Annotated in this window: 13 protein-coding genes; 6 read left to right on the forward strand and 7 right to left on the reverse strand. The window is 64.5% G+C overall.

The window, feature by feature from the left end:
• Positions 1-730 precede the first annotated feature (730 nt).
• The 3 genes from ASE39_RS00490 (at position 731) to ASE39_RS00500 (ending at position 4,066) form a co-directional block, all read left to right on the forward strand.
• A complete protein-coding gene (locus ASE39_RS00490) occupies positions 731-1,921 on the forward strand; it encodes a helix-turn-helix transcriptional regulator (RefSeq protein ID WP_242421331.1) in 1,191 nt (396 codons plus the stop codon).
• 186 nt (positions 1,922-2,107) lie between these two features.
• On the forward strand, positions 2,108-2,815 hold the full coding sequence (locus ASE39_RS00495) for an IPTL-CTERM sorting domain-containing protein (RefSeq protein ID WP_206779126.1): 708 nt from the start codon (positions 2,108-2,110) through the stop codon (positions 2,813-2,815).
• A gap of 282 nt (positions 2,816-3,097) precedes the next feature.
• Positions 3,098-4,066, forward strand: coding sequence for a porin (locus ASE39_RS00500; protein WP_010464039.1), 969 nt, complete (start codon positions 3,098-3,100; stop codon positions 4,064-4,066).
• A 309-nt stretch (positions 4,067-4,375) separates the two neighbouring features.
• On the opposite strand, the gene ASE39_RS00505 is transcribed toward ASE39_RS00500, so the two are convergent.
• From ASE39_RS00505 to ASE39_RS00515, 3 genes are all read right to left on the reverse strand, one after another.
• Positions 4,376-5,056, reverse strand: a complete 681-nt coding sequence (locus ASE39_RS00505) for a GNAT family N-acetyltransferase (RefSeq protein WP_057269870.1) — start codon at positions 5,054-5,056, stop codon at positions 4,376-4,378.
• Entirely contained in the window at positions 5,053-5,607 is a 555-nt protein-coding gene (locus tag ASE39_RS00510; RefSeq protein ID WP_010464037.1) for a MarR family transcriptional regulator, read from the reverse strand. Before ASE39_RS00510 ends, ASE39_RS00505 begins: the two co-directional genes overlap by 4 nt.
• Before the next feature lie 227 nt (positions 5,608-5,834).
• The gene (locus tag ASE39_RS00515) at positions 5,835-7,271 is read right to left on the reverse strand and encodes an NAD-dependent succinate-semialdehyde dehydrogenase (protein WP_057269871.1); all 1,437 of its coding nucleotides are present in this window, start codon (positions 7,269-7,271) and stop codon (positions 5,835-5,837) included.
• A 77-nt stretch (positions 7,272-7,348) separates the two neighbouring features.
• On the opposite strand from ASE39_RS00515, the gene ASE39_RS00520 reads away from it, so the two are divergent.
• The gene (locus ASE39_RS00520) at positions 7,349-8,521 is read left to right on the forward strand and encodes a pyridoxal phosphate-dependent aminotransferase (RefSeq protein ID WP_057269872.1); all 1,173 of its coding nucleotides are present in this window, start codon (positions 7,349-7,351) and stop codon (positions 8,519-8,521) included.
• Positions 8,522-9,521: 1,000 nt separating this feature from the next.
• Here ASE39_RS00520 and ASE39_RS00525 read toward each other — a convergent pair.
• The 4 genes from ASE39_RS00525 to ASE39_RS00540 all read right to left on the reverse strand — a co-directional run bounded on the left by ASE39_RS00525 (position 9,522) and on the right by ASE39_RS00540 (position 16,878).
• Positions 9,522-11,018 (reverse strand): efflux transporter outer membrane subunit, encoded by a 1,497-nt coding sequence (locus ASE39_RS00525; RefSeq protein WP_057269873.1) that lies wholly within the window; start codon positions 11,016-11,018, stop codon positions 9,522-9,524.
• 109 nt (positions 11,019-11,127) lie between these two features.
• Positions 11,128-14,361: an efflux RND transporter permease subunit gene (locus ASE39_RS00530; RefSeq protein ID WP_057269874.1), complete on the reverse strand. Its 3,234-nt coding sequence runs from the start codon at positions 14,359-14,361 to the stop codon at positions 11,128-11,130.
• A gap of 28 nt (positions 14,362-14,389) precedes the next feature.
• The gene (locus tag ASE39_RS00535) at positions 14,390-15,643 is read right to left on the reverse strand and encodes an efflux RND transporter periplasmic adaptor subunit (RefSeq protein ID WP_057269875.1); all 1,254 of its coding nucleotides are present in this window, start codon (positions 15,641-15,643) and stop codon (positions 14,390-14,392) included.
• A 491-nt stretch (positions 15,644-16,134) separates the two neighbouring features.
• On the reverse strand, positions 16,135-16,878 hold the full coding sequence (locus tag ASE39_RS00540; protein ID WP_242421355.1) for an alpha/beta hydrolase: 744 nt from the start codon (positions 16,876-16,878) through the stop codon (positions 16,135-16,137).
• Between the two features lie 311 nt (positions 16,879-17,189).
• On the opposite strand from ASE39_RS00540, the gene ASE39_RS00545 reads away from it, so the two are divergent.
• Together ASE39_RS00545 and ASE39_RS26830 are read left to right on the forward strand one after the other, a co-directional pair.
• Positions 17,190-18,107, forward strand: coding sequence for a LysR family transcriptional regulator (locus tag ASE39_RS00545; RefSeq protein ID WP_057227008.1), 918 nt, complete (start codon positions 17,190-17,192; stop codon positions 18,105-18,107).
• A 34-nt stretch (positions 18,108-18,141) separates the two neighbouring features.
• Positions 18,142-18,480: a VF530 family protein gene (locus ASE39_RS26830; protein ID WP_198928107.1), complete on the forward strand. Its 339-nt coding sequence runs from the start codon at positions 18,142-18,144 to the stop codon at positions 18,478-18,480.

Genomic DNA, 18,480 nt, shown 5'->3' on the forward strand with positions numbered 1-18,480 from the left:
ACTCCCTGATATTTATAAGTGCACGCAGTTAATCATGATTTTCAATAAACAACTATCTTTTAATTGATCGCTTCAATGAAAGCGAGTGGGTGCGATGCGCCGCTCTTTTTTTCCCGCGCTGCGGCACCACCAACCCGGGTGCGCTGTTTCGCTGCGAGGTCGGCTCAGGATTCACACCAATAGCGAACAGCTGCCCGATCAAGACGCTGGTCTCTCCGAGATATTGGGAGCACAAGTAAAAAAGCCCAACGCCAATGTTCCTCGGCGCGGGCCTTAAGAGCCTGTTCAAAATCGTTTTCTCGTGCTGACTTGCTGCAAAGCAGATGCGGCGAAAGGCCTTGAACAGGTTCTCGGCCTTTTCACGCCATCGCTTCGCGGAATTTCTCGCACCTGCCGCTGCCCGAGGCGCAGATCTCGTCCGGCGTCGGCTTTGGCAACCGAGGTGACGAGAGTGCATGGGATGGTGCGGCGGCTGCTGGAAGCAGCACAAAGCCAATCTGACGAAGCGGAAGAATTTGCATTCAAGGCCGGAGAATAATCCTGTGAGCCGCGCCCTTTCGGCCGCGAACCCTTTTTGGCACACACACGCACGGCATGCCGATGTGGGTTTGTGAGTTATCGGACAGCAAAAGAGTAGAGAGGCTTTGTGACATCTGAGCAATAGGAGGGACTGGTCCACAACCTGTACCAAGCAGCCACGGGCACGCGGCCTTGGCACGAAGTGCTGCAAGTGTTGGTCGATCAGTTCAAAGGACGCTTTTGCCAACTGGTGGCAGTGGATCGCCGCACGGGCCGCATGGCGTTGACGCTGCACTCATCCGGCTCACCCATGGAGGGCGTGCTGGACTACATGTGCGAATACCACCGCCTGGATCCACACTTGGCCCATGTCGCGGTGCAACCTCCGGGCACCGTGTTCAACTCTGACGACTTAATTCCAGCCCGAGAGGCGCAGGTTCATCCGTACTACCGAAACTTCTGGTCGGTTTACGGTGTGCGCTACATGTCGGGCGGAAAGGTGGCGGAGGACGAGGATTTTGTCGTCTTTTTCGGGTTGCTCCGCAGCCCCGCGCAGGGGCGGTTCGACACCGCGGCAGACGCGAGCCTGGCAAGCCTGTTCGTGCATATCAAGAAAGCTTTCGCAGAATACCGGCGCTCTGCCAACGGGCGCCGAGCGAGCACTGGCCAGCTGATGATTGAGCAGGCAGAGCGCCCCATTTTGCTTCTGGGACCGGATCGCTTTGTGGTGCATGCCAATGCTGCCGCGCAGCAGTTGTTGAGTGAAGCTGAGGTGATCGTTGCGCGTAGCGGCTATGTCGGTTGCCCCAGTGCGCAAGCGGAAGAGGCGCTTTTGCGGGCTCTCCACGGGCTGAAACTGGCGGAGGGGGAGTATCCGCAAACCCCAGAGCGCGTGGACCGCCGGTCCTTTGCACTGCAGGATGTGCAAGGTCGCCCGATTCCCGCGTGCACATGGGCGCTGCGGCCTGCGGAAACAATGGGCGCTTTTGGCGATACGCCGCGTGCCATGCTGATCGTGGACGTGCTTGTGCCTATGGCCCGAGGCATACAACCGCGCCAGCATGATGCGATCGATGTGCCGCGCCTGGCGCTGATCCGGCGCGACATCCTGGCCCGCATCGACCGGCCCGAACTGAGCCTGGAACAGATCGCGCGCCAGCACCATCTCACTCCGCGCCAGGTGCAGCGCCTGTTTGCGCGCGAGGACACTTGCTTTTCCGATTTCGTGCGGCAGGCGCGACTACAGCGGGCGCGGGACATGCTGAGCGACCCCGCGCAGCGCCACCGCCGCGTGCTGGAGATTGCGCTGGATAGCGGTTTTGACGACTTCTCCGCCTTCAGTCGGGCGTTTCGCCGCCACTTCGGCATGACACCGAGCGAGGCGCGCGGACTGACGGGCTGAGCGGCTCTACGCAGTGCCCATGTCGCATTGGGCACAACGATTGTCGCTGCCGTCCATGACGCGGCATGGCGTGTTCCCAAGAATCGCTGGATCCCCGGGCACATTGTGTGACGGGAATTCCTTCCAGCATTTTTTGCGTGCTCCATGCCATCTCTTACACGAACATCCACCGCTCCCGGAGCGCCCTTGCGCCGCCTCCGCCAATACGCTACCGCCGTGGCGCTCGCAGGCGCCCGCGCCTGCGCGGGAGCCACGCCTTTTGCCATCATCTACACCGGCACCATCAGCGACTCTTTGATGCCGGAAATCATCAACGGCCAAAACTACACCGTCACCCTCGTTTTCGACAACCGCGACGACAACACGGCCATCAACCAGCTCTGGATAGGCGCGCACCTGACTTGCACCATCTGGAGCATGAACAACACGGGCAATGTGGTGTTCGCGCAAGACCTCGTTGCTCGGCCACCCACGGTCGTGGGCACCACTACGACCAACGCAGTGGGTGCGTTGACCTCGATCTTTACCGAGGTACGCGACACCATGATTCCCGCCGGTGCTTACACCGCCAGCGGCGTTGCCTTGACAGCACCGGTGCATTGGTTCGCCAATGGCGGCAACGCCGTTTTTGCAGATAGCACGAGTGGCTATCGCACCTTCCGAGACTCAGGACCCGGCGTACTGATGAACATCGCCAACTGGAGCGCCCCCCAGCCGTTCAGTGGGCCGTGTTCCGCGTTCGCCAGCCCCGAAGCTGCAACTGCTGTTCCCACCCTGGGCGAGTGGACCATGGCGCTGCTGGGTTTAGCGACAGCAGTCGTCGGCGCTCGCCGCCTGCGCCGCCATTCCCGGCAACCTGCTGGAACTGGGCATCCGAAGCAAATTCGCGGTTAGCTCGAACATACTTTCGCAGCGTGCTCCTGTGTTGTGAAGCCTGCGGAGCCCCAGTTTCCGGCGCGGCTGTTGTTTGCCACCCACATCCGCAGGCCAAAAGGTGTTTACCCCTGTGGCGCCGCCTATTTCCGCCCAGTAGCATCCTTCTCCGTTGCAATGTGCAACTCACATCACCACAGGCATAAAGCTTGCTTGTAGCGACGGCCCCAAGGCATGTACCCCATGTGTTTTGGCCCGTGATGATTTGTCATCAAACAAAATTTGATAAAGGAAACCTTGCTAATGAAAACGATTAACCGCTGCGCCGTGGCCGCGCTGGCCCTGGTTGGGACATCTGCTGCGCTTGCCCAGAGCAGCGTCACCCTGTACGGCCGGATCAACACCACGTTCGAGCACCAAAAAGAAGGCAATGTCTCCAAGACCGGCCTGTTCAACAACTCCTCCCGCTTCGGTTTCAAGGGCCAGGAAGATCTGGGCGGCGGTTTGATGGCAGGCTTCCAGCTGGAAAGCGGCTTCGACTCCAGCAGCGGCGCTTCGGACTCCCGCGGCATCTTCGCGCGCCAGAGCGAAGTGAACCTGGCTGGCGGCTTCGGCATGGTGCGTCTGGGCAACTTCACTTCGGAGTCCTACTACGCCACCGCTGACTTCATCAGCAACCACAACCACGACACCGGTTCGTCGTCGGATGCGCTGTACGCCTACCCTGCACGCGACGTGAACAAGATCGCCTACCGCACCCCCAGCTTTGGCGGCGCAACGGTAGAAGCCGGCTGGGCCATGCACGAGCAAGCCAACGGCACCGGCGGCAAGAACAGCCTCGACCTGGCCGCCAACTACGAAATCGGCAAGCTGGGCTTGGGCGCTGGATACTCCAAGCTGGACGACCAGAACCAGTTCGCAGTGCGTGCTTCGTACTCGACCGGTCCCTTCGTGGTCGGCGCCTACGTGCAACGCGACAAGAACGTGTTCATCGCCAATGGCGGCAACCGCACCAACGTGCGCCTGTCGGGCGCCTACATCATGGGCGTGTCCGAGTTCCACCTGAACGTGGGCCGTGCCGGCAAGTACTCCCACGTGGCCGACAGCGCTGCCACCCAATACACGGTGGGCTACAACTACAACCTGAGCAAGCGCACCAAGATCTACACCTACTACACGCGCATCAACAACAACCACAACGCCAGCTATGGCGTGGCCACTGCGGGCAACGACTTCAGCTCCTTCGCCATGGGCGTGCGCCACAACTTCTGATGGCCCCACACCCGCTGCTGCCCTAACTGGTGGGAGGGCAGAGACACAGCTATTTACCCCGCACTTCTTTTGGGAGTGCGGGGTTTTTTTGCGCCCAGCGAAAGTGCATGGACGGACAGTTGCCACGGGGAATGTGGGGGATTGCCTTGCGCACCCACCCCCTCTCACACCGTGCAACGCGAACTGCGCTGGAACCGGCAGACTGCCAAGCTTGCACGATAAAGTGCCAAAAACCTCTCGATGCCCGCCAAACGCCCCCACTTGGCGCAGTCCGCCCGCGATGGACCACATGCGTCGCGGATCAAGCGATCACCGCCCCAGCACGGCCACCTGCATTTCGGTGCGAATCTCAAACCCCAGGCTTTCGTACAAGGTAATGGCCGCTTCGTTGGTGGTCCAGGCATGCAGAAAAGGTTGGTCCCCGCGTTGCTGAATGGCGTGTGCGACCACCGATGAAAGCCGACGGGCAAAGCCGCGCCCCCGAAAATCAGGATGGACACACACACCGCTGACCTCCGTACCGCCCTCAAAACGCATGCGTTCCCCCGCCATGGCCACCAGAACGCCGTCAGACCGGATACCCACGAAGCGGCCCATGGTGTGGGTGCGCGCAAGGAACGGACCGGGCTCGGCCAGCCGCGCCAAGGCCAGCATCTCGGCAGCGTCGGCATCGCCAAGCGCCACGACTGAATCGGCGCCAGACTCGGCAGCAACGGCCCGGCCCGCCAACATCTGCACGCCCTGGGCTCGGCGAAGGGCCTGCATTCCCTTGGGCACCGGGATGGGTTGCGCTTGCAGCACGAAGACCGATTCCCCCTCGGTCACCAGGTCGGCTACCGCCGCCAGGCTGGCGCCCTCGTCGTCTCGGGCCGATGCAAACAAATTGACATCGCGCCGGTAGCGTTTGGCCAGGCCGCCGCCTTCGGCCAGATCGGGCGCAAAGGTCAGCGATGCCCAGACGGGGCGGTCAAAAGGGTTGATCGTGGTCATCGTGTTTTTTCCTTTCCTGGGTAGTGGGGAGTGCTTTTGCCTTTGCGCTTGCGGGTGGCTTGCTCCGTGGCGATGGAGGCCGCCGAGCGCTGCAGGAGCGACGTGCGTGCAAGCCCCGCTTCCAAGGCAGCCAACTGGTCCAGCAAAGGCCCTTCAAGCGACGCACAAACCTGGGCGACCGAGGCTTCCAGCACGGGCCAGACATCGCGTTGCGCCCGCTGGACCAGTGCCTGGCCTTGCGGGCTGAGCGCTACGCGGCGCACACGCCGATCGCCCTCCACCGCCTCCGACTGCACCAACCCGCTGTCTTCCAGCCCTTTCAAGGAACGGGTGACCACGGGCTGGCTGACGCCGACGGCCTGGCTCAGCTCGCCCACGCCCAGTGCGCCATGCCAGTCCAGTGCCGCCAAGAGCGGGAAATGCGCTGCGGGCATATCGATGCCGTGTTCAGTCAGCAGTGACTGCGTTTGCGCCTGCAGCGCCTCGCCTATGCGCTTGAAGCGCGTGCCCAGAGTGAGGAATCCGAGTTCCTTGACGACGTCTTCGATCATGATTTATTGCCTTAGATATATATCATGATATGTATTTGACAGCCTACGTCAACGGATTTCTTTACAGCTGCCTTGGCACTTCCTGCCAGGATGATTTCCAACGCACAAAAACAAAAGCCTGCGGACGATCTCACAGGAATGCTCCTAAAAGATCGCCCGCAGGCCCTGACTGAATTACCCAGGCTGCGGGGATGCGCGCAGCCCAGGCGTGCCGGGCATCCAGCCCCTTACACGTTCATGATCGACACCAGGCGCGTGCTCAGGTGCGCCTCGATGGCTTCCGGGCCCCCTTCGGATCCATAGCCCGAATCCTTGAGCCCACCAAACGGCAGCTCAGCCGCTGGTGCCGCGGCCTGGTTGATCCACAACATGCCCACTTCCAGACGCTGCGCCAGCAGGTGTGCATTTTTCAGCGAGGTGGTGAAGGCGTAGCCGGCCAGGCCAAACGGCAGGCGGTTGGCCTCGGCAATGGCGTCTTCGATCTTGGTGAACCCGCGCACGGCGGCCACCGGGCCAAAGGGTTCTTCGTTGACGATGCGGGCCGACAGGGGCACGTCGTTCAGCACGGTGGGCTGGAAGAAGTTGCCTTCGCTGCCAATGCGCTCGCCACCCGTTACCAGCGTGGCGCCCTGCTGCACGGCGTCGGCCATCAGATCGGCCATGGCGGTGATGCGGCGGGGGTTGGCCAGCGGTCCCATCTGCGTGCCTGCGGTCAGGCCGTCGCCCACCTTCAGGCCCTGGGCGTACTTGGCGAACGCGGCCACGAAGTCGGCGCGAATGCTTTCGTGCACCAGGTAGCGCGTGGGCGAGATGCAGACCTGGCCTGCGTTGCGGAACTTGGAACCGCTGGAGATCTTGATGGCCAACTCGAGGTCAGCGTCCTCCGCCACGATCACCGGCGCGTGGCCGCCCAGCTCCATGGTCACGCGCTTCATGTGCTTGCCCGCCAGCGCTGCCAGCTGCTTACCCACGGGCGTGGAGCCGGTGAACGTGACCTTGCGGATGATGGGGTGCGGGATCAGGTAGCTGGAGATTTCAGCCGGGTCGCCATAGACCAGGCCCACGGTGCCAGCGGGCACGCCGGCATCGGCAAATGCGCGGATCAGCTCGGCCGGGCTGGCGGGGGTTTCTTCGGGTGCCTTCACCAGGATGGAGCAGCCCGCACCCAGCGCGGCGGCCAGCTTGCGCACCACCTGGTTGATAGGAAAGTTCCACGGCGTGAACGCGGCGACGGGGCCCACGGGGTCCTTGAGCACCATCTGCGTGGCCTTGAGGTTGCGCGAAGGCACGATGCGGCCATAAACCCGCAGTGATTCGTCGGCAAACCATTCGATGATATCGGCCGAGGCCATGGTTTCGACCTTGGCCTCGGCCAGGGGCTTGCCCTGCTCTTGCACCATGATGGCGGCAATCGCATCGGCGCGTTCGCGCATCAGTGCAGCGGCGCGCCGCATGGTCTTGGCGCGCTCGGCGGCGGGGATGTCGCGCCAGGCTTCAAAGCCCTTTTGTGCGGCGTCCAATGCGCGGTCCAGATCCCCCTTGGTGGCATAGGCCACGCGGCCGATTTCTTTGCCGGTGGAGGGGTTGAACACGGCAATGGTTTTGCCTTCGGCGGCGTCTTGCCACTGGCCTGCGATGAAGAGCTGGGTGTTGGGATAGGTCATGAGCGTTGGGGTCAGCCAAAAATCAAAAAAAACGACTATACGCCTGCGATGATGGCTGTGTATTTCAAGGAGATTGCATGCGAGAAGTAGTCCAAAGCCTCGAAGAGTCGCGCATCCGCGAGGTGGCCAACGAGGGCCTGGGGCGCAGCGATGTGCTGAAGTTCTGGTTTGGCGAGAGCGACGAGGTGACGCCCGATTTCATCCGCGACGCGGCCATTGCGTCGCTGCAAAAGGGCGAGACCTTTTACGCCCACAACCTGGGCCTGCCCGAGCTGCGCCACGCGATTGCGGGCTACATGCACGGCCTGCACCCGCAGCAACACACCGATGCGTGGTTTGACCGCATCGCAGTGACGTCCGGCGGTGTGAACGGCCTGATGGTGGCCGTGCAGGCGCTGGTGGACGCGGGCGACGAAGTGGTGCTGGTCACTCCTGTATGGCCCAACCTGGTGGCACAGCCACGCATCCTGGGCGCGCAGGTGCGCACGGTGCCGCTGGTGGCCGACGTGCACGGCGCATGGCGCCTGGACATGGATGCGCTGCTGGCCGCCATCGCACCCGGCACGCGCCTGCTGGTCGTCAACGCCCCCAACAACCCCACGGGCTGGACGCTGACGCGTGAGGAGCAAGCCACCATCCTGGCGCACTGCCGCCGCACGGGCACGTGGATTTTGGCGGACGAGGTGTATGAGCGGCTGTACTACGCGGGCGACACGGCCAATGGCGCGGCCCCCAGCTTTCTGGACGTGGCCGATCCCGAGGATCGGCTGATCGTGACGCACAGCTTTTCCAAGAGTTTTTTGATGACCGGCTGGCGCCTTGGGTGGCTGGTGTTGCCGCCGTCACTCACCCAGGCGGTGGGCAAGCTGATCGAGTTCAACACCTCGTGCGCGCCGGTGTTTGTGCAGCGCGGGGCCACGGTGGCGCTGCAGCGCACGGATGAGGTAACGCCTGCGCTGGTGACGCATTTGCGTACCTGCCGCGACACGCTGGTGCCGCTGCTGGCCGATGTACCGGGGGTGTCGTTGGCTACACCGCTCGGGGGTATGTATGCGTTTTTCCGCATCGACGGGCATGACGAGTGCCTGACGCTGGCCAAGCGGCTGGTGCGGGAGGCGGGACTGGGGTTGGCGCCGGGCAGCGCGTTTGGGGGTGAAGCGGCGGGGTGGCTGCGGTGGTGTTTTGCGAGTCGGGATGTGAGGAGGTTGGAGGAAGGGGTGGGGAGGTTGAGAGGGTGGTTGAAGGGGTGATGGAGAGAGATTTTTGAACGATTTTTGCCGCTAGCGCTTGTGGGATGAGCGGTATTAGCTATTATTTTTATAGCTATTGGTTCTTGCTTCTGCCGTTCGGATTGAGCCTGTCGAAGCCTGGGCTCGTGTGCTGATCTGGCCGCGTACCTTTGAAAAGGGCGGAGGCCGGGAGTCGCCCGGCATGCGAGTAACTTTCTTTCGCGTCGCCGAAAGAAAGTCACCAAAGAAAGGGCGACCCTACTGTCTGCGACCCCTTCGCTGCGCTGCGGGGCAACCTGGGGTGCTCGGTCACGGGGTGCACCGCAGAACTCACTGCGCGCCTGCGGCGCTCCGCTCGGACAACTGCGGTGAGTCAGTTCACGACGCATGTGTGTCCTTCGGCACACATGCCACCCCGCGCCCTGCGCGCCCCAGGCGCATCCAGAAGGGAACCCACCGGGATCGGACATCCATTCGGGCCGTCGCTGCGCTCGGCCCCACCTGCGCAGCGCGTGGCGCTTGCGCCCGCGAAACGCGGCCGAGCGAAGCGATGGCCCGTGTGGCTGTTCGGCTGTTGGAGGTTCGGCTGTCCACCCCCTGCTGGCTGCGCCTGCGGCGGGGCGGTTGCGGGGTGAGCATGGGCGTCGCAGCGCCCATGCTTCGTGCTCTAGCTCGCCGTGGCTGTCCGAGCGGCGCTGCGCAGCAGCAAAGCGAGTTCCACGGCGCACCCCGCAACCGCCCCGACGCAGGTTTGCCCCGCAGCGAAGCGAAGGGGTCGCAGACTGGGGGTCGCCTTTTCTTTGGTGACTTTCTTTTGGCGACCCAAAAGAAAGTTACTCGCATGCCGGGCGACTCCCGGCCTCCGCCCTCAACCAAGGCACACGGCACGTTCAGCTCACGGCTTCGACAAGCTCAGCCAGAACGGCCGCGAGAAACTCAGACACTATAAAAACAATAGCTGCTAACGCTTATTTCACAAGCGCTAGCAGCCAAAAACACTCGAAAAATTACCCAAAGACAACTACTGAGTCACCTGCGCCAACTTCACAGCAGGCTGATCCCCCCACCCTCCACCCAGCGCCCGAATCAACCCCACCGTCGCCACATACTGCGCCGTCCGCACCTGCAACTCCTGCCGCCGATTGCGCAACTCGCTGCGCCGCGCATCCAGCAACTCCAGCTGGCTCACCAAGCCGTTGCGATACCGCACATCCGACAACTGTGTCGCGCGCCGCGCAGCCGTCACCGCCCGCCCCTGCGCCTCGGCCTGGCCGGAAAGCAGACGCAGCGAGGTCAGCTGATCCTCCACGTCACGAAACGCATTGAGCACCTGCCCACGGTGGTCGGCCAGCGCGGCCTCCATGCGGGCCTTCGCGCCCTCGATCTGCGCGTCGCGCTGGCCGCCGTCAAAGATCGGCAGCGACAGCAGCGCACTCACGCCCCACGCACGGGCCGACCACTTGAACAGATCACCCAGCTCCGGCGATGCATGCCCCGCGTTGCCCGTGAGCGTGACGGCCGGGAACCACGCCTTCTGCGCCACGCCCACGCGCGCTTGCGCGGCCAGCACGGCAGTTTGCGCGGCCGACACATCGGGCCGGCGCGCCAGCACCGTGCCAGGCACGCCCGGCGGAATCACTGGCAGCGCGGCGTCGCCCGTGGCGGGCGGCAGCACAAAGCCGCTGGCCACCTCGCCCGCCAGCACGGCCAGCGCGTTGGTCAACAACGCTTGCTGGCGTTGCAGGGCCAATGCTTCGGATTCGGTGGCCGCCACTTCCGTCTGCACGCGGGCCACATCCAGCTCGGCCACGTCGCCCGCCTGCAGGCGGCGCTGCGTGAGGCGCAGCGTGCCTTCGTAGGCAGACAAGCTCTCTTGCACCAGTACCTGCTCGGCCTGCACGGCGCGCAGCTGCAGATAGGTTTGCGCCACGTCGGCCTGCACCATCAAGCGCGTGCTTTGCAGCAGGGCCTCGCGCGTGTCGGCGTCCAAACGTGCAGCGTCGCTGGTTTGCGAGAGGCGGCCAAACAGATCCAGCTCGTACGATGCATTGAGCCCCGCCGTGCCCAGCGTGGCGGGTGCCGCGCTGCCGGTGGTGTTGGCACCCCCCTGGCGAGAAACACCTGCAGAGGCACCGACCTGGACGGAGCGCGCGGCGTCTGCCGAGCGCAGCAGCGTGCGCGCTTCGGCCAATCGCGCTGCAGCCTGCTGGATGCTGGTGTTGGCGTTGCCTGAGCGCTGGATCAAATCGGCCAGCACCGGGTCTTGAAAACCGAGCCACCACTCGCCGCGCGGCTGCGCTTCGGCGGGGGCGGCGACTGTCCAGGGCGCCGTGGGCAGTGCGTCGCCGCCTGCGGTGAAGTTGGTGGGCACGGGCACCCCCGCATGCGGCGCGGGGGCCACGGGCTGCGTCATGCAACCGGCCAGCACCAGGGCGGCGGCCAGGGGCGCCAGCAGGCTGCGCTTGCGCGCTGCGAGGGCACCATCGGTGGAGTTTTTCTTCAATAGCAAATCGGTCATGGTTGGTCTCCTGCCCCGGCCGATGCACCCGCCGCATTCAGCGGCGTGGACATCGGGGAGCGAGCGTCTAGGGCCACAAAGGTCGTTGTCGTCACCGTGGTGAGGGGCATCATTCGTGCTCCTTGCGCGGCGCGGCCAGCACAGGGTGGGCGGTGCCACCGCTGCCGGGGGTGTGCGAGATGGGGGCCACATGCGTGCCATGCTCCACCAGCGGTCGGTTGCCGGCCAGCTTGCGCAGCAGCACGTAGAACACGGGCGTGAGGAACAGGCCAAAGGCCGTCACCCCGATCATTCCGGAGAACACCGCCACACCCATGGCGCTGCGCATCTCGGCGCCGGCACCAGTGGAGAGCACCAGGGGCAGCACACCCATGACGAAGGCCAGCGAGGTCATCAGGATGGGGCGCAGCCGCAGGCGGCTGGCCTCGATGGCGGCCTGCACGGGTGTGCGCCCGGCAAACTCCAGCTCGCGCGCAAACTCCACGATCAGGATGGCGTTCTTGGCCGACAGCCCCACCAGCACGATGAGCCCGATCTGCGTGAACACGTTGTTGTCGCCGTTGCTCAGCCACACCCCGGTCATGGCCGCCAGGATGCCCATGGGCACGATCAGGATGATGGCAATCGGCAGCGTGAGGCTTTCGTACTGCGCGGCCAGCACCAGGAACACCAGCAGGATGGCCAGCGGGAACACCAGCACGGCAGAGTTGCCGGCCAGGATTTCCTGGTAGGTCAGCTCGGTCCACTCGAAGGTGATGCCCTGGGGCAGCGTCTCGGCGGCAATGCGCTCGATGGCTGCCTGGGCCTGGCCCGACGAGTAGCCGGGCGCGGGGCCGCCATTGATGTCCGCGGCCAGATAGCCGTTGTAGCGCATGGCACGCTCGGGGCCGAAGCTCGGCTCCATCTTCATCAGCGCCGACAGGGGCACCATCTCGCCGGTGGCAGAGCGCACCTTGAGCAGGCCCACGTCTTCAGCCCGCGCCCGGTAGGCCGCATCGGCCTGCACACGCACGCTGTAGGTGCGGCCGAACTGGTTGAAGTCGTTGGCGTACAGGCTGCCCAGGTAGATCTGCAGCGTGTCGAAGATGTCCGTCACCGGCACACCGAGCTGGCGGGCCTTGGTGCGGTCGATGTTGGCGTACAACTGCGGCACGTTGACCTGCCAGCTGGTGAACAGGCCGGCCAGCTCGGGCGTCTGGTAGGCCTTGGCCATGAAGGCCTTCACGGCGCCGTCCATGGCCTGAAAGCCCAGCGACGCGCGGTCTTCGATCTGCAGCTTGAAGCCGCCGGTGGTGCCCAGGCCCGCCACGGGTGGCGGCGGGAACATGGCGATGAACGCATCCTGGATGCTGCCGAACGACTGGTTCAACTGCCCTGCCACGGCGCCGCCGCTCTGGTCGGCGCGGGTGCGCTCGGCAAAGGGCTTGAGCGTGGCGAACACGATGCCGGAGTTGGAGCTGTTGGTGAAGCCGTTGATCGACAGGCCGGGGAAGGCAATCGCGTCTTCGACGTTCGGGTTCTCCTTCATGATCTCGCCCATGCGGCGGATCACGTTCTCGGTGCGGTCCAGCGTGGCGCCGTCGGGCAGTTGAGCAAAGCCGATCAGGTACTGCTTGTCCTGCGCAGGCACGAAGCCGCCGGGCACGATCTTGAACAGGCCCACCGTGGCACCCACCAGCGCGAGGTAGATCACGAACATCAGCGCCTTGCGGCCGATGACGCGCTTGACGCCGCCACTGTAGGCCTCAGAGCCGCGGTGGAACAGGCGGTTGAAGCCGCGGAACAGGCCACCGAACACCTTGTCCATGCCGCGCGTGAGCGCATCCTTGGGCTCGTTGTGGCCCTTGAGCAGCAGCGCGCTGAGCGCGGGCGACAGGGTCAGCGAGTTGATCGCCGAGATCACCGTGGAGATCGCAATCGTGACCGCGAACTGCTTGTAGAACTGCCCCGTGAGGCCGCTGATGAACGCCAGCGGAACGAACACCGCCACCAGCACCAGCGCAATCGCGATGATGGGGCCGGACACTTCACGCATGGCGCGGTAAGTGGCCTCGCGCGGGGTCAGGCCCGCTTCGATGTTGCGCTCGACGTTCTCGACCACCACGATGGCATCGTCCACCACGATGCCGATGGCCAGCACCAGGCCGAACAGGCTCAGCGCGTTGATCGAAAAGCCCAGCAGGTGCAGCACCGCGAACGTGCCCACCACCGACACCGGCACGGCCAGCAGCGGGATGATGGACGCGCGCCAGGTCTGCAGGAACAGGATCACCACCAGCACCACAAGGGCGATGGCTTCGAGCAGCGTGTGGATCACGGACTTGATGGAGGCACGCACGAACTGCGTGGGATCGTACGCAATGCGGTACTCCACGCCTTCGGGCATGTTCTTCTGGATCTCGTCCATGGTCTTGCGCACGTTGGACGAGATGTCCAGCGCGTTGGAGCCCGGCGCCTGGAACACGCCCATGCCCACGGCTGGGTCGTTGTTGAGCAGCGAGCGCAGCGAGTAGTCGGCCGCGCCCAGCTCCAGGCGGGCGATGTCGCGCAGGCGCGTCACCGCACCGTCGGCACCGGTCTTGACGATGATGTCGCCGAACTCTTCTTCGGTCTGCAGACGGCCCTGGGCGTTGATGGACAGTTGCAGGTCCACGCCTGGCAGGCCGGGCGATGCGCCCACCACGCCCGCGGCGGCCTGCACGTTCTGGCCGCGGATGGCGGTTACCACGTCGCTGGCCGAGAGGCCGCGCTGCGCGACCTTTTGCGGGTCGAGCCACACACGCATGGAGTAGTCGCCGCCGCCGAAGATCTGCACCTGGCCCACGCCGCCGATGCGGGCGAGGCGGTCCTTCACATTGAGCACCGCGTAGTTGCGCAGGTAGTCGATGTCGTAGCGGTTGTTGGGCGAGACCAGGTGGACCACCATGGTCAGGTCCGGCGCGCTCTTGACGGTCGTCACGCCCAGGCGGCGCACTTCCTCGGGCAGGCGCGGCTCGGCCTGCGAGACGCGGTTTTGCACCAGCTGCTGGGCCTTGTCGGGGTCGGTGCCCAGGGCAAAGGTCACCGTCAGCGTCATCACGCCGTCGGTGGTGGCCTGGCTGCCCATGTAGAGCATGCCTTCCACGCCGTTGATGGATTCCTCCAGCGGCGTGGCCACGGTCTCGGCGATCACCTTGGGGTTGGCGCCCGGGTACTGTGCGCGCACCACCACAGAGGGCGGCGCGACTTCAGGGTATTCAGAGATGGGCAGACCGCGCAATGCGATGAGCCCCCCGAGGAAGATGAGCACCGACAGCACCCCGGCGAAGATGGGGCGGTCGATGAAAAAGCGGGATAGATTCATGGATGCAAATTCCTTCGGTCGCTCTGGCTCAGGCCGCTGGCGACTTGGCTGCGTTCTTGGCTTCCTTGCGATCGCCCGCAATCTCGGCCTTGGCGGTCATGGGGACTGACTGGGGCGCTACCACGGCACCGGGGCGCACGCGCTGCAGGCCGTTGACGACGATGTTCTCGCCGGCCTTGAGGCCGGACGTGACCACGCGCAGGCCGTCAATCGGCGCGCCCAGGGTGACTTCACGGTACTCGGCCTTGTTGCCCTCGCCCACCACCATCACGAACTTCTTGTTCTGGTCGGTGCCCACGGCACGCTCGTTGATCAGCAGGGCCTGGGTGTCACGCGCCTGGCCCATGCGGATGCGGGCGAACTGACCGGGGATGAGGGCGCCGTCTTCGTTGTCGAACACGGCACGCACGCGCACCGTGCCGCTCTTGGCGTCCACCTGGTTGTCGATGAGCTGCAGGCGGCCGGTGTGTGGCGTGCTGCCTGCGGTGCCGGTGCCCATCTGCACGGGGATGCGCTCGATGAGCTGGCGCGCGCTATTGCCGCGCTGGCCGCTTTGCAGGTCGGCCAGCGCCTTCACCACAATCTGCTCGTCGGTGTCGAAGCTGGCGTAGATGGGGCTCACCGACACCAGCGTGGTCAGCACGGGGGCGCCCGCGCCAGCGGCTACCAGGTTGCCCACGGTGACTTCAATGCGGCCTACGCGGCCCGCCACAGGGGCGCGCACCTGGGTGTAGCTGAGGTTCAGCTTGGCAGTCTGCAACGCGGCCTGGGCGGCGCGCAGGTTGGCATCGGCTTCACGCTGCGCGTTCAGGCGCTCATCGTGCTCGCGCTGGGCAATGGCGCGTTCTTCGAGCAGGCGTGTGGCCCGTTCCATTTCGCTGCGTGTGTACGAGACGCGGGCCTGGGCGGCCACCACCTGGGCTTCGGCGCGGTCCACCTCGGCGGCGTAAGGAGCGGGGTCTACCGTGACCAGCAGGTCGCCCTGCTTGACCAGCGAGCCTTCGCGAAAGTGCACGGCCTGCACGGCGCCCGAGACGCGCGGTCGCACATCCACACGCTGCACGGCTTCGAGGCGGCCCGAGAACTCGTCCCACAGTGCTATGTCTTTTTGCAGCACGGCCGCCACCGACACCGGCATGGCCGGTGGCGCAGCAGGGGTGCCATCGGCCTGGGCAACAGGCGCCTGGAACACAAGGATGATGGCGGCCACGGTGGCCGTCACTGCGGTGGCAAGGGTGGCCAGGCCCAGCGGGCGGCTCTTGGAGAAAGGATTGGAGTTCATGGTCGTTTCAATCGTTAAGGCTTCCCTTGTGGGGCGAGCCGGTGGAGGTTTTTTTGCCACGCCCCGGTACGTGGGCGTTGTGCCGACAGGTGTCAGGGCCGTGGATGGAGGGGCAGTCTCGGCAATGACACGGTGGAAAAGTCAAGGCCCCTGCAGCACACCACCGGGCCATGTCCATACCGATGTCAGAAGACGTGGCTGCGCTGCGTGTTGTGACAGCCGTGGTTGCGGAGCGGCGAGTGGCCCCATGGTTTTTTCATGCTGTGATTTCCTCCGTATCTATCGTTGACATCAATCGCCCCTGCCTGCCGTCTGGGCCCAGGCGGGCACGGCTTGCAGAAATGCGTGGGCAAGGCTTCTCCCTCCGGCACGGTGAGGCCGGAAAAATCAGCGTTGAAAACCAGGTGGTTGGCGGTAAGGCCGCAGTATCAAACCTCAACCAAAGTTGAGGTCAACGACTTTCTGCGGCCCGGGTTGCTGGGAACAAACTCTCAGGAAGGCACCGGACATCGGGTGGCTTCAAAAAACAGGCGGAATTGCTCCTGCGCACCCGCTGCGCAAGGGCATTCGTTTTGCCCGGTCTGCAGCAAGGCATCGGGCCACTGCGCCGTTTTGGAGAAAACATGGCGGGTCACCTGCAGGCCTGCGGCCTCCAGCCGGGTGGCGTAAGCCAGCGCTTCGTCGTGCATCGGGTCGGTGTCGCCCACCAGCACCAGCGTGGGTGGCAAACCTGCCAGGCGATGCGCGGCCCCGGGCACGGCGTAAGGATGATCTGCATCACGCGGGCTGCGCAGAAAATTGCGCCAGCCTTCGGCCCATTTGCAGCCGGTGGCATTACCCGTGGCTTCGCGCAGTGAGGCCGTGCCCACACACGGGTCCAGCATGGGCGAGAGCAGGATCTGCCCGGCCAGCGGCGGGTGCGACTGGTCGCGCGCCATCAGCCCCACGGCGGCGGCCAAGTTGCCACCAGCTTCCTCACCGGCGAGGTAGACCAGCGCACCTTGCCCGCCGAGCTTGGTGCGGTTGCGGTGCACCCACTTGAGAACGTCATAGCCCGTGTCCACCGGCTGCGGGAACGGGGTGAGCGGGTACGCCACCGACACCACCACGGCCCCTACGCCTTCCAGCAGCGAGGCCACGGTGCAGCCGGTGTCCAGGCCTCCCGAGGTGAATGCGCCACCATGAAAATGCACCACCACCGGCGACGCCTGGCCACTCTTCTTGCGCCCATACATGCGCACGGCCACATCCCGCCCCTTGGTCACTTCAATAGTGGAGTCGGAGCACACGGAAGCAGCCTTGCCCCCTTCGGAGGGTTTGGCAACGGGCGGCAGAATGAAAGATGGCGAGGAAGGATGGTCGGGCTGCATGGCATGTACCCAGTAAATTGACGATGGATGAAATGTAGTGGCTTGCGTCTTTCCGATAAACAGGTCAAACACCACTGCACTGTTTCCAAAAGCTCAACAATCGCAGGGTGGCGGGCATGTGAGAATTCCTCAGCACCCACTGGTGGGTGCTGTAGTTCCAGATTCAAGGAGAAGCCATGGACCAAATACAGGCCATGCGCATATTCGTGCGGGTGGTAGAGGCCGGCACGTTCACCCGGGCGGCCGATTCACTCTCGCTGCCCAAAGCCACGGTGACCAAGCACGTGCAAGCGCTGGAGGAGCGCCTGCGCGTGAAGCTGCTCAACCGCACCACACGCCGTGTGACGGTGACGCCCGACGGCGCGGCCTACTACGACCGCACCGTGCGCCTGCTGACCGACCTGGACGACATCGAGGCCAGCATGACCAACGCGCGGGCGAACCCGCGCGGGCGCCTGCGCATCGATGTGGGTACGGCAGTGGCGCAATTGCTGCTGATACCGCACCTGGCGGATTTCCACGCGCGCTATCCGGACATCCAGCTCGACCTGGGCGTGAGCGACCGCATCGTGGACCTGATTGGCGACAACGTGGACTGCGTGATCCGGGGCGGCGAGTTGAGCGACCAGTCGCTGGTGGCGCGGCGCATCGGCAATCTGGAATTCATCACCGTCGCATCGCCAGACTACCTGGCCCGCAAGGGCACACCCGCGCATCCGCTGGAGATTGAGGAAAAGCACACCAGCCTGCTGTATTTCTCGCCCCATTCGGGCCGGCACTACCCGCTGGAGTTCCGCAAGGACACCGAGTCCATCGATATTTCAGGGCCCTACCAGTTGAGCGTCAACGAGGCCAATGCGTACGTGACCTCCCTGGTGGCAGGCCTGGGCATTGGCCAGATCACGAGCTTCCAGGCCGAACGGCACCTGAAGAGCGGGGCACTCGTGCAACTGCTGCCTCAATGGACGCAGCCCGTGCTGCCCGTGTACGTGGTCTACCCACCCAACCGCCACCTGAGCGCCAAGGTGCGGGCATTCGTGGATTGGGCCGCTGAACTGTTCCGCAGCGAGACCCATCTGCAGCGGTCCGGATGAGACGCTGCGGCCCTGCGGCTTTATGCTTGGGGCCATGAACGCCAACGAGCCCACCCCCATACCTGGTTCATCCGTCACCGAAGGCACGCCCGCCGCTCCAGGCACCCCAGCCCCCCCGAGCCCTGCTGGCGCCCCGGCCAAGCAGCCACGCAACCCGCTGCACGGCGTGACGCTGGAAGCCATGGTGGTGGGGCTGGCAGACTACTTTGGCTGGGACGAACTGGGGCAGCAGATCCCCATCCGGTGCTTTCAAATCGACCCCAGCGTGGGCTCCAGCCTCAAGTTTTTGCGCAAGACCCCCTGGGCGCGCGAGAAGGTCGAAAGCCTGTATCTCTTCATGCTGCGCGACCAGAGGCGCAACGGGCAGGAGTGA

The sequence above is a fragment of the Acidovorax sp. Root267 genome (assembly GCF_001429215.1).
Classification (GTDB): Bacteria; Pseudomonadota; Gammaproteobacteria; order Burkholderiales; family Burkholderiaceae_C; genus Acidovorax; species Acidovorax radicis.